The sequence below is a fragment of the Paenibacillus sp. UMB4589-SE434 genome, from assembly GCF_030226685.1.
GTDB lineage: Bacteria > Bacillota > Bacilli > Paenibacillales > Paenibacillaceae > Paenibacillus_B.
Genome location: NZ_JASOYK010000001.1, coordinates 1,338,361 through 1,356,771, shown reverse-complemented (window position 1 = coordinate 1,356,771; position 18,411 = coordinate 1,338,361). Strand labels below are relative to the sequence as shown.

Sequence of the window (18,411 nt, the reverse complement as noted above, 5' to 3'; positions counted from 1 at the left end):
ACATGCACACAGAAGCGGATTACGATTATATCCATCTGCAGAAGCAGCACATGCATGAAATGGGTGAACTGCTCGTCAAACTGCTGTGGGAGCAGCTCCGCACGCTAGAACTGTTTACTGATTCGGCCACGTTAATGTCAAGTCGCAAAGCAGCAGCCAACCTGAGCCCGGTGTATGACAAATGGCTCCATGTCACCACACACTTCTTAAAGGACTTTAATTACATTGTCGAGGATGGAGATAACTTCTATTCTTTAATGCCCAATACTGCTTCAGCGGATTCGGCATGGGGAGAGTGGGAGTACCGAAAAGCGGCATGGCTGGAGGACTCCAACACGAAGTCGCAGGCGATTCTGGCAGAGACCATGCTGCGGGCGCTGCCGCAAATCCTAACTGGAAAAAAAGCGGCCTCCGAAATCATGTTTCCAAATTCCTCATTGTCCTTGGTTGAAGGTATTTATAAGCATAACCAGATAGCGGATTATTTTAATGAAAGATTGGCCGATACAATTGTCAGTTATATACAGGAGCACCTTCGCCGAGATCCAAGCGCCCGCATTCGTATGTTAGAAATCGGTGCGGGTACAGGTGGAACAAGCGCTACCGTATTCCGTAGACTTGAGCCTTACAGGCAGCATATGGAGGAATACTGTTATACGGATGTGTCCAAAGCTTTTCTGCTGCATGCAGAAAAGGAGTATGGAGCAGAAAATCCTTTTTTAACGTACAAAATGTTGAACATCGAACAATCAATCATAGATCAAGGAATCGAATTGGGCGGTTATCATATCGTCATTGCCGCCAATGTGCTCCATGCAACTCAAAATATTAGGCATACGCTGCGGCACGTAAAAGCCTTGCTGCAAAAAAACGGCCTGCTTGTCCTCAATGAAATTACGGATAGAACGTTATTTAACCACGTCACCTTTGGATTGCTGCAGGGCTGGTGGCTATATGAGGATGAGACGCGACGAATTCCGGGTTGCCCTGGATTGTATTGCGAATCATGGAAAAAATCATTGGAAATAGAAGGGTACCACTCCATTAACTTCCCGACAAGCGATGCAAAAGCACTCGGTCAACAAATTATTGCCGCCGGAAGCGATGGCAGAATTCGGCTCACTCAAAAAGCCAAGTCGCACATTCTGGATTGCGAAGCAGCTGATAACGATGCAGCGACGAAGAAAAAGAAGGAAGCAGTTGTGAACACAGAACTTGAGCTTTGCCATCAGGTGACGGACTCCGTGGTGGCGGCTCATGTCAAGCACATGATTATGCAGAACATATCGGAATCGCTCAAAGTCGAGCTTCATCTGATCGATCATGACGAATCGTTTTCCGATTATGGGGTAGATTCGATTACGGGTGTGCAGTTGGTACGGTTCATAAACCGTACGTTGAAGGTTGACCTCGAAAGCACGGACTTATTTGACTATAACTCCGTAAATCAGTTGGCAAAGCATATTTTATCGCAGCATGCTGATGCACTTAAGCAAAGCCTTGCTCAGCACGCGGCAGCAGCGGAAGAAGATTCGATGGTAGCCCCGATTCGGCAAAATAAAAGGAAGAACACAGGAGCTACACCTACCAACCGCTTTTCTCGTGCTGAAGGGACGTCCGCTGCAAGAACAGAGACAAAAGCTGAAAGAACCGATATCGCCATTATCGGAATGAGCGGTCGGTTTGCGGGCTCCACATCTGTAGATGAGCTATGGACTCATCTTGCAAGTGGAACCGATTTAATTCAGGAAGTATCCCGTTGGAATTTGGCGGAGTATTACCCTGAGGGGGCGGAGTATTGTAAATTCGGAAGTTTTGTCGACAATATCGATCAATTCGATCCGCTCTTTTTTAATATTTCGGGTATAGAAGCGACGTACATGGATCCGCAGCAGCGGATATTTCTGGAGCTGGCCTGGAGCGCGTTGGAAGATGCGGGATATGCAGGGGCAGGCGTTCAAGGAAAAACATGCGGTGTGTATGTAGGGAGCGGCGGCACGGATTATCTCCATATTCTCGGCGATAATCCCCCGGCTCAAGCGTTTTGGGGGAACTCAGGTTCGTTGATCCCTGCCCGGATTGCTTATTATTTGGATCTGCAAGGACCCGCAATCGCCGTAGACACGGCGTGCTCCAGTTCCTTGGTAGCCATTCATCTCGCATGCCAGGCACTATGGGCAGGGGAAATTGAAATGGCGCTGGCAGGTGGTGTGTTTATTCAATCCACGCCGAATTTATTTCTTTGCTCCAATCGGGCAGGTATGTTGTCTCCGACAGGGCGCTGTCATACGTTCGATGAGCGGGCGGATGGCTTTGTCCCAGGAGAAGGGGCGGGCGCGATTGTGATGAAGCGCTTGGAGGATGCGATCGCAGACGGTGACCAGGTATACGCTGTTATTCGCGGAAGCGGAATCAATCAGGACGGTACAACCAATGGCATTACAGCACCAAGCGCCAAATCGCAGGAACGGCTGGAACGGCATGTATACGATACATTCGGCATCCATCCGGAGCAGATCCAGATGGTAGAAGCACATGGTACGGGTACCCAACTTGGCGATCCTATTGAATATAAGGCGTTGACACGGGCTTTCCGCAATTATACAGACAAGGCGGAATTTTGTGCGCTCGGTTCAATTAAGAGCAATATCGGCCACTTGACGGTGGCAGCCGGAATTGCGGGTGTTATCAAAATTTTATTGTCGCTTAAACATAAGCAAATACCACCATCCCTTCATTTCCGGGTTGGCAATTCAAATATCAACTTCACAGACAGTCCGTTCTATATCAATACGAGCTTGAAGGATTGGACTGTTAACGCGAATACTAAACGTTGTGCGGCCGTCAGCTCATTTGGATTCAGCGGTACAAATGCACATATCGTCCTTGAAGAAGCGCCGAGGGTGGAGCGAAAGCACTCGGAGCAGCCCAGCTATATAGTCGTATTGTCTGCTCGATCACTTGAACAATTACGCATACAAGCCCGTCAATTGGCAGCCTATTGCGAAACAGATGTTTCTGTAAATATCGGAAATATGAGTTATACGCTGTTGTTAGGAAGGAAGCATATGAACTGCCGTTTGGCCTGCGTCGTCCAAGATCCTGATGAACTTTCCAGCCTATTGAAAGCATGGCTGGACACGGGAACAGCGAGCGGGCTTTATGTGTCTGTCCTAGATCGTAATGAGCAGCAACATCAGAACGCCTTGGCGCGTTCTGCAGGAAACCAAAGCATCCAAGAATGCAAACAGGCCAGTGACACTTCTCGCTTCTTGGCAAGCTTGTCCGCAGTTGCCGATCTTTTTGTGCAAGGATATGAGTTGGAGTACAGTGAACTATTTGACGGCGGCGGATACTCAAGGATTTCACTACCTACTTATCCATTCGCCAGAGAACGGTACTGGGTGCAGACGCAGCAAAAACCTTCAGCCAGCAAAACTACCACCACTCGATCTCTAGAACTCGATCATCCGTCTATGCAAGAAGCAACGGGCATCGTGATGCTGGAGCCTATTTGGGAAGAGAGACCCGTATCAAGGAGAGCTGAGCTGGCCACCTACACCAATCATATTGTGATACTGTGTGAAGAGTCTGATATTGGAGGATTACATAAGGAGATTACGAGCCGTAGGAACGAGGTTTCGTGCATTCGCTTGCTATCAGAGCATAATCAATTGGAACGTCGGTTCGAGGATTATGCTTCAGCGGCATTTACAGAAATTCAATCGATTATTCAGAGCAAGCCTGAAGGATTTGTGCTCGTTCAGATCGTTGTCCCCCGGGAGGGAGAAGCCCAGTTGTACGCCGGACTTGCAGGCCTATTAAAAACTGCAAGACTGGAGAATCCGAAGCTGATTGGGCAGTTGTTTGAAATAGAGCCTGGAGAAGCACCAACTAACGATTGGATAGGAAAACTCAAAGATAATGGGCAGGCCCCTCAGGATGTCCATATTCGATATAACGAAGGAAAACGATGGGTGTCCACCTGGCGCGAGTGCGAGCATGCAATGGCTGCAGAGGAATCCCAAAAGATAAAGCGGCTTCCATGGAAAGACGGAGGAATCTATTTGATCACCGGGGGAACTGGCGGGTTAGGTTTTGTCCTAGCAAACGACATCGCCCGTCAAGTGAAAGGCGCCGTTTTGATTCTTACGGGAAGAACAGAGTTGAACGAAGAAAAGCATGCAAAGCTCATGCAACTGGAAACGGTAGGTGCACAGGTTCAGTATTATAAGACGGATGTCACAGATTGCTTCGCAGTAAACCGCTTGATAAGGGAGATCCGGGACACTTGGAGCTGTCTTGACGGGATACTTCATTGTGCGGGTATTATCCAGGATAATTACATTTTAAAGAAAACGGCAGCAGAACTGAGGAGCGTGTTGGCTCCTAAAGTAAGCGGGACTGTATATTTGGATGAGGCAAGCAAGGGGATGGATTTAGATTTCTTCCTTTTATTTTCTTCGCTCACCGGTATATTAGGAAATCCAGGTCAAGCGGATTATGCGATGGCCAATGCATTCATGGATCAATATGCGGTATATCGCAATAAGTTGGTCGCTGAGAAAAAACGCCATGGAGTCTCCGTTTCGATTAACTGGCCGCTTTGGAGAGAAGGCGGTATGCATGTGGGAGGTCAAATCGAAGCGATGATGAAGCAGGCAACAGGGATGACTGGAATGACGTCGGAAATGGGTCTGAGCGCCTTATACGAAGCATTTGTATGGGATAAGCAGCGGCTTATGGTGCTTGCCGGAGACATTCCGAAGTTAAAGCATTTCTTTCTGCACGCAGACGATGCTCGTACGGACAACCCTACTGATGTACAATCAGCGGATCACGTCTTTGACAAAGGACGAATAAAACGATTACGGGAATTAATGCTTGCCCGATTCAGATTGTTTTTTGCCGAGGAAATTAAGGTGACTGTGGATCAGATCGATGTGCATGAGCCTTTGGAGCATTATGGGATCGACTCCATTCTCGTCATGCAGCTGAATGAAAAGCTCGAACAACGTTATGGATCGATTTCAAAAACGTTGTTTTATGAATATCGGACCTTACACGAAATCGCGAATGCTTTGGTATCGAATTATCCGGAAAAATGTGCGGAGTGGACAAATTTTAATGAATCAGCCACCGTGACCGACATCAAGCCGGCTTCGACCTTCGGGAGAAAAACCATAACATCGGTAACGAATGATAAAGTAAATCAAGACGCATCAAATTCACAACTAATGAACAGAGAGCAGCAAAAGGATGCACGCCCGGACCTTGCGGATGGCGAAGATGAGCCTATTGCGATTATTGGACTAAGCGGTCAATATCCGCAGGCCCCAAATCTTAAAGCGTTTTGGAGCAATCTGAAGCAGGGCAAGGATTGCATTGGCGAGATTCCACAAGAACGCTGGTCGCTCGAACATTTTTATGATCCGGATCGTAAAGAGGCATTTGCACGCGGTAAAAGCTACAGCAAATGGGGAGGATTTATTGATGGATTTGCTGAATTCGACCCGCGATTCTTTGCTATTTCGCCGCGTGAGGCTATGAACATCGATCCTCAGGAGCGTTTGTTTCTACAAACTTGTTGGGAGGCTCTGGAAGATGCAGGGTACACCAAAGAACTAATATCAGAGCGGCACAAAGGGCGCGTAGGCGTATATGCAGGGGTCACAAAGACGGGCTATGCTTTACACGGTCCAACACTAATCGGCAAAGGCGGAGAACTATTTCCGTTCACGTCCTTCGGCTCCATTGCAAATCGTGTATCGTATTTGTTCAATCTGAAGGGTCCCAGCATGCCACTCGATACGATGTGCTCCTCTTCGTTAACCGCTGTGCATATAGCCTGTGAACATCTTCGCCACGGGGAATGTGAAATGGCGATAGCGGGCGGTGTAAATTTATATTTACATCCTTCCAATTATGTAGAGCTGTGCGGAGGCCAGATGCTGTCGTCTGACGGCAAATGCAAAAGCTTCGGAGCCGGAGCGAACGGCTTTGTGCCCGGAGAAGGCGTAGGTGCTATAATTCTGAAGCCGTTGGCTAAAGCGATTGCCGATGGCGATCACATTTATGCGGTTATTCGTGCAACGAGCATGAATCATGGCGGCAAAACGAATGGCTATCGCGTTCCGAACCCAACTGCACAAGGTGAGCTTGTACGGGAGGCCATAGAAAAGGCGGGGATACATGCTCGTACGATCAGTTACATCGAGGCGCATGGAACGGGAACGGAGCTTGGCGATCCTATTGAAATTACTGGATTGTGCCAAGCATTTGCAAAAGATACGGAGGATACCAACTTCTGTGCAATCGGCTCGGTAAAAAGCAATATCGGTCATTTGGAAGCGGCTGCAGGCATCGCCGGAATAACAAAGGTCATTCTGCAAATGAAGCATGGCCAGTTGGCACCGAGCTTGCATGCCGGGGAATTAAATCCGAATATTTTCTTTTCCAGCACACCATTTGCCGTACAGCAAACGCTGGGTGAATGGAAGCGGCCAGTTATGGAGCTGGACGGGAAATGCCAGGAGTACCCGAGAATAGCTGGAGTTTCATCGTTCGGTGCGGGGGGCGTGAACGCACATGTGATTTTAGAAGAATATGTTACTCAAGCGGTCGATGTCCAGTCTACTGCCTCATCCAGTCCTCCCGCGTTGATTGTACTGTCTGCCAAGAATGAAGAACGGTTGATGGTCAAGGCAAAGCAACTGTTAGCCTTTATCGAAGAAGAGGGTTGTACGGACATAAACATCGCAAATCTGGCTTATACCTTGCAGGTCGGGCGAGAAGCGATGGATGAGCGGCTTTCTTTAATTGCCGGTTCTGTCGAAGAGATCCAGAGAAAGTTGAGTAGTTATGTCGACGGCCAGCTGGATCTTCAGGAGGTATTTCGTGGCAACGTTAAACGGAACAAAGAGGCGTTGGCGCTTTTTACCGCTGATGAAGAGATGGTTGACACCGTCAACAGATGGTTTGAACGCGGAAAATATGTTAATTTGCTGGAGTTATGGGTCAAAGGTTTTGAAATCGATTGGGAAACAATGTATGTCAATTCAGACAACAAGCCTCGGCGGATGAGTCTGCCGACTTATCCTTTTGTAAATGAACAGTATTGGGTCGCAAAGGACATACAGCCATTGACCAGTATCACACCGGCCCATATGCCGCTGTCCGCCAAGCCGTTGCAGGATGACAATGCCTTGGTAATCGGGCAGCAAACTACAGATCACCAGGGTGTGTATGAAACGATGACCTTTGAGGAAGTGTGGCAGGAAGAGGAGCTAACTGAGCTCCCGGCTTTGCAGGGGGACAGAATGAAGATTGTAATCTGCTTTCTGTCCGACACCTCCAATCAGCAGGAGATCTCCGCGGAACTGCGGATGATTCATTCGCAAACCTATATTATTTTTATAACAGCCGGAACCCATTTTTGCAAAGTGGCTGCTAACATGTATAGCATTCTTCCCAACGAAGGACAGTCCTATAAAGAAGCATTTCGCAGCATCCGCGAGGAGCATGGAGATGTAGACACTGTACTATATTTGTGGGCCATGGAAGATCGAAAATGGGTTAGGGAATATTCCGGTATTTTATATATGCTTCAAGCGATGCACACGGAACAAATCAAGCCACATCGGTTGCTATTAGCTGGTGAATTCGCAGAGGGGCTTGAGTTCTGTTATCTCGACGCATGGAACGGATTCAAGCAATCTTTGCGACTAGTCATGCCTAAGATGCGAGTCCACGTCATTTGCAAAGAAGCTGTTCAAATGAATCTGGAATCCACTATGAAGGGGAGCAAGGGACGCTTGACCCATATCGTGGAGGAGCTGCATGCAGAGGCTGCGCAGAGCGTCTTGTATCGGCAGGGAAAACGGTATGTCAGCCAAATTCAATCGGTTGAACTTGTTAATGCCTGCGCCCGCTCGGTCCGCAGTGGAGGGACTTACCTGATTACAGGGGGTACTGGAGGATTAGGCCTTATATTTGCTGAAGCGCTTGCCAAAAAGTATGCCGTGAATTTGATCCTGATCGGCCGAGCACTGTTGAATACGGAAAAACAATCAAAAATTAACAAAATAGTAGAATTAGGAAGTAAAGTGTTATTCGTGCAAGCGGATGTTTGTGATCTGGATGGGATGCGGGAAGGAATCCGGCTTGCCAGACAGCAATTCGGAGGCATTAGTGGTGTCATTCATGCAGCCGGATTGATGAGCAACCATCATGTTTTTGAAAAGAGCATGGATGACTTTTCTCGTATTGTGGCTCCCAAAATCACAGGCACGTTGGTGCTTGATGAAGTACTAAAAGGAGAAGCATTGGATTTTATATGCTACTTCTCCTCGACAGCCGCCATATTGGGGGATTTCGGCTCGTGTGATTATGCCGTTGCCAACCGCTTCCAAATGAGTTATGCACACCATAGAAATCAAATAGAGCCGGGCAAAGCACTGGTCATCAATTGGCCATTGTGGAGACACGGGGGTATGGGTTTCGGCAACGATTCAGCTACACATATGTACATGAAAACAAGCGGACAGCGCTTATTAGAGAATGACGAAGGCATCGCCTTGTTTGAGCAAATGTTGTTGCAGCAAAAGTCACAGTTTATGATCCTTGCTGGACAACGAGAGCGGGTGCATCGTTTCCTAGGGCTAGTAGCGGAACCTATCCAGAACCCGGTATACCTTGAGCGGCAGCAAGAATCTCAAGAGCAGAAACAGTCGCATCAGTATGGACAAGCGAATAATGTCCGCGAATTCGGTGCAGCGAGTACCGTTAGTCGAACGGGCATGAGAGGCTTAAGTGTGGAGAAATGTGTGGAGCTGGATCTGAAGCAATTAGCTGGACAACTGCTGCAAATTCCTATAGAACAGCTCGATATCGACGATCATTTAGCCGAGTTCGGCTTCGATTCCATTGGTTTGGCTAATTTTGCAGAGAAAATCGCATTGCATTATCAAGTCGATATATCGCCGGCACTGTTTTTCGAATATTCTACCTTGTTGCGGATTACTGAATATGTATTAAGCACATTCCCGGATACGATCCAAGCGTTCTACAGAGAAGTAGCGCCGCAGGAAGCGGCGTCGACTTTGGCGCCTATTTCCGCACCCGATACTTCCCCTTCAACAGCTGCTTCCTCAATTCTTTTTCAAGCAGAATGGGGGCAAGAGGAGATGCAGATCTCTGTTGACGTAGAGTCGCCAAGCAATTCAGCATTAAGCGCTGCTGAGCCGATAGCGATCATCGGTATGAGCGGCCGGTTTCCGCAAGCGAGATCAGTTGATGAGTTGTGGAGCATTCTGGCCGAAGGCAGAGAGGTCATTACCGACATGGTAGCAGTGCGCCCTTATATTCGGGGAGTCCAGCATAGTACTTGCAAAGGCGGCTTCGTTCCGGGAGTGAACGAGTTTGATCCGTTGTTCTTTGAGATCTCTCCACGCGAAGCGGAAACCATGGACCCGCGGCAGCGGCTATTGCTGCAGGAGTCATGGAATGCGCTGGAGGATGCGGGTTACGGCGAAGCACAGTTGAAACACAACTGTATTGGCATGTTTGTAGGGATTGAAAACAATGATGATTACGTAAAGCTGGTAGGGTCTGATGCTTCGATCACATCAAATCACAATGCAATACTGGCTGCACGCTTGTCCTATTTCTTAAACTTAACCGGACCCAACATGGCGATAAATACTGCTTGCTCCTCTGGCTTGGTTGCTGTGCATCAGGCATGCATGAGCCTGCGTCTTGCTGAATGTGATACAGCGGTAGCTGCCGGGGTCGGCTTGATGCTATCCGTGGAGCCGTTTGAAGTAATGAAACAGGCAGGTATGCTTTCAGAAGAAGGCAGATGTTATGCTTTTGATCGGCGGGCAAATGGAATGGTTCCCGGGGAAGCTGTCGCAGCGCTTGTGCTGAAGCGATTGTCCCGCGCCGAGGAAGACGGCGATCCGATTTACGCGGTCATTCGCGGCAGCGGAATCAATTACGACGGGAAAACAAACGGCATTACGGCGCCAAGCGGTATGGCGCAAGCCAATTTACTGAAAGACGTGTATCGCAAATATGATATAAATCCAGAAGAGATCGAGTATATTGTGACGCATGGAACCGGAACGAAATTGGGCGATCCGGTGGAAGTAAATGCATTGGTCAATGCATTTCAAACGCAAACAAATAAAGAGCGCTATTGTGCATTAACTTCTACAAAAACGAACCTTGGGCATACGTTGGCAGCATCGGGTATCGTCAGCTTGATCAGCTTAGTGCAGGCGATGCGGCGTGAGACCATTCCAGCAAGTTTGCATTGCGAGCAAGAGAACGAGTATATCCAGTGGAAAAACAGCCCGTTCTATGTGAATAAACAAAACAGGTCTTGGGCAGAAAACAGCGGCAGCAGAAGAATAGGGGCAGTTAGTTCGTTCGGGATGAGCGGGACGAATGCTCATCTCGTCGTTCAAAGCTATGTTAGAAAGAGACAAGCTAAAACATCTAACGATGCGCCTTATTACTTGCTGCCCTTATCTGCCAAAACCGAGGAAGCGCTGCAAGAGAAAATACAACAGATGATAGCAATCTTGGATGACCATGCGGAGAAGCCGCAGCAGTCCGCATCGTTCGCTGCTGGCCAATCCTTATCTGAGATTAGCTATACGCTGCTAGCTGGCCGGCATCATTTCAAACATCGCTGCGCCATCGTGGTAGTTGACCGTGAAGATGCTGTCTATACCTGGACGCAGGCGAAGCTGATGGAAAAACGGCCGAATATATTCCGCAGCACGGTGCCGCGAGATTTCGAGGGGCAGGCTGCGCTGCGGCAGTATATGCATGAACTGATGCGGCAAAGTAAGGAAACTGTCCAAAATATGCGGAAGCATCAGGAAAGCCTGTATGCCATGGCAGATTTATACTGCCAAGGCTATGACATTCCGATCGAACTCATGGATGTCGATGGGGCTAGGCCAGTCCGAGTGCATCTACCGCCGTATCCGTTCGCGAAGGAGCACTACTGGGCAGAGGCAGCAGTTTCGTCAAAAAGCGATTCGACGGGTTCACTCTCAACACAGCAGTATCATCCGTTGCTGCAGCACAATACGTCAAGCTTTGCAGAACAGCGGTTCAGCTCTACATTTACTGGCGACGAGTTTTTCTTGAGCGACCATAAGGTCATGGGCAGCAAGGTGCTGCCAGGCGTGGCGTACTTGGAGATGGCGCGGGCAGCAGCCGAATATGCGGCTGAAATGTCAAAACAAGAGGAAACTGCGAATGCGCTGCAATCACAAGTCGTTGTCCGGCTTAAGCATGTCGTGTGGGCGAATCCGCTGCGCGTGGAGGAAGCGCCTGTACAAGCCCATATCGGATTATATCCCGAAGACAGCGGGGAGATTGGTTACGAAATTTACGCTAAAGAAACAGATGATAGAACGGTATACAGCAAAGGTTGTGTCAGCTTCCACAGACTGGAAGGGGACATCCCTTGTCTTGATGTAGCGGCTATACAAGCGGAATGCAGCCAAAGAGAACTCTCTGCCACCGACTGCTACAAAGCTTTTGAAGCGATTGGACTTTCATACGGAGAAGGACATCGAGGAATCGAACGGATCTACGCAGGTCAGGGGCAAGTGCTGGCCAAGCTGAAGCTTCCACACAGTCTGGCCAGCACGGAGCAGAGGTACGTACTGCATCCTTGCTTGATGGATTCAGCATTGCAGGCCGCAATCGGGCTTCTTATAAGTGATGGAACGGATAAACCGGCTGCAAATACACCAGCCCTGCCATTTGCGCTGGAGGAATTGGACATATTCGCGCCATGCAAAGCTGAGATGTGGGCTCGCCTCCGATACAGCAAAGACAGCACTGCAGCAACGAAGTTGCAGAAGCTAGATATTGAGCTATGCGATGAGCAAGGACACATTTGTGTACGTTTGAATGGCTTCACGTCGCGGGTTACGACAGGAGAGACGGATATGCTCTCGTCCTCATCAGGCATAGAATCGATTCTATTCGAGCCAATCTGGAAAGAACAAGCAACAACAAATTGGAACAGTCCGCAGCTGTATTATGCCAAGCAAATGGTCATCCTCGCCGCTGTTGATGATCGGCTCTACGAACATATAGCTACAGCGATGCCTGAAGTGGAGTGCCTGCGGCTGCGGCCGGGCGTCGTTTCAGGAATAGACAAGGCGTACGAAAGCTGCGCCGCCCAGTTGTTTGCGTGCATTCAACAGGTGATAAAGAGTAAGCCGGATGGCAATGTCCTGATCCAACTCGTTACACCTAGCAACGGAGATCTGCAAATCCTTGCCGGGCTTGCAGGGATGATAAAGACCGCGCGGCTGGAAAATCCGCAGCTGATCGGGCAGATCATCGAAGTACCAGCAGAAATAGACGGGCTGGCACTCGTCGAGAAGCTCAAGGAGAATCGGCATTGCTCTGATGACATTCAAATTCGCTACGCGCACGGCAAACGCTGGGTAGAACGCTGGGAAGGAATGAAAGCCGATAATCCAAATGAAACGGTAATCCCTTGGAAAAAGGGAGGTGTGTACTTAATTACCGGAGGGGCAGGCGGTTTGGGTCTGCTATTTGCACAGGAAATCACCCGACAAACAGAGAAGACTACCTTGATACTCACGGGAAGATCGAAGCTGTCCGCGGAAAAAGCAGCGAGGCTGCAGGCTTTGGATGCACTTGGTGCGCGGGTAGTCTATCGGCAAGTGGATGTGACGGATAAACAGGCTGTAGACCAGCTCATTCAACAAATTCGGATAGAATTTGGAAGCTTGAACGGGATTATCCACAGCGCCGGAATAATCCGAGACAACTATATTCTCATGAAGCAGGTGAATGAACTGGAAGAAGTTCTGGCTCCGAAAGTGGCTGGAGTCGTTCATTTAGATGATGCCAGCAAAGATGAGGAGCTGGACTTCTTCATTTTGTTTTCCTCTATTACCGCAGCGATGGGCAACCCAGGTCAAGCGGATTATGCGGCAGCGAACGCTTTTATGGACCGCTTTGCAGAACGCCGCCATGAATGGGCCGCTGTGGACAAACGGCCAGGGCGAACGCTGTCCATCAATTGGCCACTCTGGAAAGAAGGTGGAATGCGCGTAGATGAAGCAGCAGAGAAGCGAATGGCGGACAAAACGGGCATGCTCCCGCTTGAGTCACAGATGGGCATTCGACTCCTTTATCAAGCATACGCCACCGGGAAGAATCGAATTATGGCTGTACACGGCCATGCAGCGCAAATGAGAGCGTCCGCTAAGATGCCGGGAAGCACAGTCCAGTTTGCGGACCATGCGGACCGTGTAGACCAGGCTGCAGCACAGGCTTCATTACGGACGGCGAGCGAGACTGCAGCCAGAGACAAGAGTGAGAATCAGTCGATTAATCGCTCTATGGAGCTGGATAAAATGCAAGCTTATTTGATGAACATCATCGCTGACATGTTGAGAGTAGAGCCTGCTGATATCGACGTCAATGTTGAGCTGACCGATTACGGATTGGATCAAGCGATGTTGGCTGAGCTTGCGGCTGCTATGAATCAGACGTACAAGCTCGATTTGCCAACGACGATCTTTTATGAATACGCGACAGTCAACCAGTTTATCGGCTTTAGTCGCGAGGTTCATTTCAGCTTGTTTGCTAGGGGAGAGCATCAGCAGGAAGCTCGGGAGACGGGGCAGGATGTGCTGCAAGGGAAAGCGGAACAATTCCTTAAAAAGCAGCTTTCCACGGTACTCAAGCTTCCAGAGAAACGGATCGAGGCAGATGCTCCGATGGAGTTGTATGGAATTGATTCCTTGATGGTTATGCAGCTGACCGATCAATTGGAAACCGTATTTGGTTCTTTATCTAAAACATTATTTTTCGAATATCAGACGATCCGGGAACTAACGACGTACTTTCTGAAATCACATCGGGCGACGCTCATCAGGCTGCTGAACGTGAAACTGGAAGCGGTCCCTGTCGACTTGCTGAAGGAAGTTACACTCCCAGTGAATCAACCGATGAAGAGCCTAGTCCGTAATGGCGCAAAACAGCGTTACGCCCAAATCTCGCTTCTGGAACCACAAGGGTTAGGGGTGAAGGCTACTGGGTCCTTGGATATCGCCATTATCGGACTCTCGGGACGTTACCCGGGGGCGGAAAATGTTAATCAATTTTGGGATAACCTGAGGAACGGAAAAGATTCCATAACGGAAGTTCCAAAAGATCGCTGGAATTACCAACTGTATGTAGACGAGAGTAAGAGCAAAATGATCGGTGGTAAATGGGGAGGCTTCATCGAGGGGGTGGATCGGTTTGATCCGTTATTTTTTAACATATCTCCACGAGAAGCCGAAGTGATGGACCCGCAAGAGCGACTGTTTTTGGAATGCGTTTATGAAGCGATTGAGGATGCAGGCTACACGAGGGATGCGTTGGGCGCTTCTGTGGAACACGATTTGCCTGGTCAGGTTGGCGTATATGTGGGTGTGATGTATGAAGAGTATCAATTGTATGGAGCGCAGGCGCAGGTTAAGGGCATGCCTTTTGCTCTAAGCGGAAGCCCGGCATCGATTGCCAATCGTGTGTCCTATTATTTTAATTTTCATGGACCGAGCATGGCAGTTGACACGATGTGCTCCTCTTCGCTGACGTCCATCCACCTAGCCTGCCAAAGCCTACAAAAGGATGAGTGCGAGTTAGCTATCGCAGGCGGTGTGAACGTGTCGGTTCACCCGAATAAGTATTTGATGCTGACGCAAGGCAGCTTTTTGTCAAGCAAGGGGCGCTGCGAGAGCTTCGGAGAAGGCGGGGATGGATATGTACCTGGAGAAGGCGTTGGTGCAGTACTGCTTAAGCCATTATCCAAAGCGATCGCGGACGGGGACCATATTTATGGAGTCATCAAGGGCACGGCAATTAATCATGGAGGCAAAACGAATGGTTATACGGTCCCTAATCCAAATGCGCAGGCAAGCGTGATTGGAAGAGCGCTAAAGGAAGCCGGCGTTCATCCGCGGTCTGTCAGTTACTTGGAAGCCCATGGAACCGGTACCTCCTTAGGCGATCCAATTGAGTTGGCGGGACTCGTAAAGGCCTTCAGAACGTCTACGCCGGACAACCAATTCTGTGCCCTTGGATCGGCAAAATCGAACATCGGACACTGTGAGAGCGCGGCCGGGATCGCCGGGGTGACGAAGGTGCTGCTGCAGCTTAAGCATAAGCAATTGGCTCCATCCTTACATTCGGCGACGAGCAATCCGAACATTGATTTTAGCGCAACGCCTTTCGCCGTTCAACAAGAGCTTGCCGAATGGAAGCGGCCCTTGGTTGGGGTAGACGGTCAACTGCGCGAATCGCCACGAATCGCGGGCATCTCTTCATTTGGAGCAGGAGGCTCGAATGCTCATGTCATTATCGAAGAGTACATCCCGATGGATGCGGTAGATGATTCTGCTGCACGATCGCCGCAAGAGCCCACAATAATCGTATTATCCGCCAGAAACGAAGAACGGCTTCAAGTTCAAGCCAAGCAGCTATTGGTGGCCATTCAGGAGCAGGGTTATACGGAAATTCATCTAAGAGATATTGCATATACCCTGCAAGTCGGTCGCGAAGCGATGGAAGAACGGCTGGCCATTATTACAGATTCTATGAAGGAATTGGAAGCAAAGCTGACAGATTATACCGCAGGCCGCAGTGATATTGAGGATATGTATCGTGGACAAGTGAAGCGCAGCAACGACATGCTCGCTGTATTTGCTGTGGATGAAGAGCTGCAGGAAGCCGTCGGCAAGTGGTGTGAGCGCAGAAAATATGACAAGCTGCTGGAGCTCTGGGTAAAAGGTCTGCGTGTGGACTGGAGCAAGCTGCATCGATATGACACACCGCGCAGAATGAGTTTGCCAGCTTATCCGTTTGCAAGAGAACGATATTGGGTACCTCAAGTGGAGTTAGAGGGAGGTAGCACAGCGGGCAGTAAGTTTACCCCGCCAGAATCAAAGCTTCAATTGCACCCGCTGCTGCATCGGAACACGTCAAATTTATATGGTAACCGATTCAGTTCACTATTTACGGGTGCAGAGTTCTTCCTGAGCGACCATCAGGTGAATGGGCAGCGGGTGCTTCCAGGCGCAGCACATCTGGAGATGGCGCGGGCAGCAGTAGAACAAGCAGCGGGATTAACGGACAGAAACGGTGTTACCATCCGATTAAAGCATGTGGTATGGCCAGCTCCGCTGCGTTTGATTGGGGAGTCGATTGAGGCGCACATCGGGTTATATCTCGAAAACGACGTAGAGATTCGTTACGAAATCTACAGTGAAATACTTGTCAGCGGCGAGCGGACCGTATATAGCCAGGGTCGAGCTAGTATAGAGGAAGCCGTAGAAGCGCCACGCCTTAACTTATCTGCGCTGCGAGCAGCGTGCAATTACGGCATACTGGAAGGCTCCGAATGTTACGAAGCATTCAAAGAGCAGGGACTGGCATACGGGGCGGGCCACCAAGGAATCAAATGCATATTCTTGGGCCATGGACAGGTGCTGGCGAAGCTGACCTTGCCTTCCATCCTAGCGGAGACAGAGCAGCAGTATGTGCTGCATCCGAGCCTGATCGATTCTGCTCTGCAGGCTTCTATTGGTCTTTCTATGAGCACCGAAACCACAACTGCGGACGAACCTGCAGTTTCACTGCCTTTTGCGCTTGATGAGATGGAAGTATTTGCTCCCTGCGTTGCTGACATGTGGGCGTATATCCGATACAGCACAGGTACGATGGCAAACGACAGAGTACGGAAGCTCGATATCGAGTTGTGTGATGAAGAGGGTTCTGTATCCGTTCGCATAAGCGGTTTTGCGTCCCGGGTCATGCCAAGTGCAGCCGAATTTTCCCCGGCCAACTCGGCTATGGGAATAATGCTGCTTGAACCAGGCTGGCGGGAGCAGCCCCCGGAGAGAGAAATCTCCGCCAAGGATTATGTCAAGCACATTGTCTTCCTTGCCCAGCCATTTGACAGATTGCACAAACTCATTGACGAGAATATGTCGGAGGCGGACTGTATTCTTTTGACTGCAGCTGACGCCAGCTTAGAACAGTCGTACAGGCAATGTGCTGTACAGTTGTTTCAACACGTTCAGGCATTGATTCTCAGCAAGCCTAAAGGGGACATTCTGATACAGCTCGTAATCTCAACTGACGGGGAACAGCAGGTCATGGCCGGACTGGCTGGCTTGCTCAAAACTGCCCGTCAGGAAAATCCGCAGCTGATCGGTCAACTGATCGAAACGGTAGCTGTAGAGGACGCGATCACCCTTATCGAAAAGCTTACGGAAAACCGTCACCGTCCAGAAGACATTCACATTCGATATACAGACGGAATACGCTGGGTCGAATGCTGGAATGAACGGAAAGACGCTGTGCAGATTGAAGCGGTGATTCCATGGAAAGCCGGAGGCGTGTACTTAATTACTGGTGGAGCTGGCGGATTGGGACTGCTCTTCGCGCAGGAAATCGCCCGCCAAGTGAGCGGAGCCACACTAATTCTCACCGGAAGATCCAAGCTCAGTACGGAGAAGCAAGTAGAACTACAGGAGCTGGAAACGTTAGGTGCTACAGCAGTATATGTACAAACCGATGTGGCTGACAGACTGGCAGTGCACGGATTGATTCAACACATTTGTGACAAATTCGGACATCTGAACGGAATTATAAACAGCGCAGGAGTAATCCGGGATAACTACCTGCTTAAAAAAAATGTGGATGAACTTGAAGAAGTGTTGGCGCCCAAAGTAGCCGGAGTTGTTCATCTGGACGAAGCGAGCAAAGGTTTGAATTTGGATTTCTTCATCTTGTTCTCTTCGTTAACGGGAGCAATGGGCAATCCCGGTCAAGCGGATTATGCGATGGCAAATGCTTTTATGGACCGTTTTGCGAAGTACCGCAACGAATTGCACGCAGCTGGCACACGCCAAGGTCATACGTTGTCAATCAATTGGCCGCTATGGAAAGAGGGAGGCATGCAAGTAGATGCCGAAACAGAACAGCGAATGCTGCAAAAAACAGGATTGACCGCATTGCAAACCGATACGGGGAAGAAAGCCCTGTATCTCGCGCTGGCTTCACAACGATCCCAGATTATGGTGCTGGAAGGCGATATTCAAAGGCTGTCGTCGATGACCGGACACCAATATAAAGGCAATCCTTCTAATGAAGTCACCATTCAGCAAGGTGAATCAGAGGAACAGCTATTTTTGAATATCATTGAACAAATAGACAAAGACGAATTGACGTTGGAACAATTTATCAATATCAAAATCTTGGCACTTCTGTAAACTGCAGGCTATCTCTTATTCCGTTAGGAGATAGCCTCTTTATTATGCAACTATGCAACAACCTGACTATGAGCAACGA

At 49.3% G+C, this 18,411-nt stretch carries 1 protein-coding gene; it reads left to right on the top strand.

Annotated features, from left to right (window positions below):
* Positions 1 to 2: 2 nt before the first annotated feature.
* On the top strand, positions 3 to 18,332 hold the full coding sequence (locus QP775_RS05535) for an SDR family NAD(P)-dependent oxidoreductase (RefSeq protein WP_285104305.1): 18,330 nt from the start codon (positions 3 to 5) through the stop codon (positions 18,330 to 18,332).
* Positions 18,333 to 18,411: the final 79 nt, after the last annotated feature.

Bases quoted from the DNA above. Each gene is read 5' to 3' on its own strand.
- QP775_RS05535 (WP_285104305.1), top strand. From the start codon at position 3: ATGCACACAGAAGCGGATTACGATTATATCCATCTGCAGAAGCAGCAC.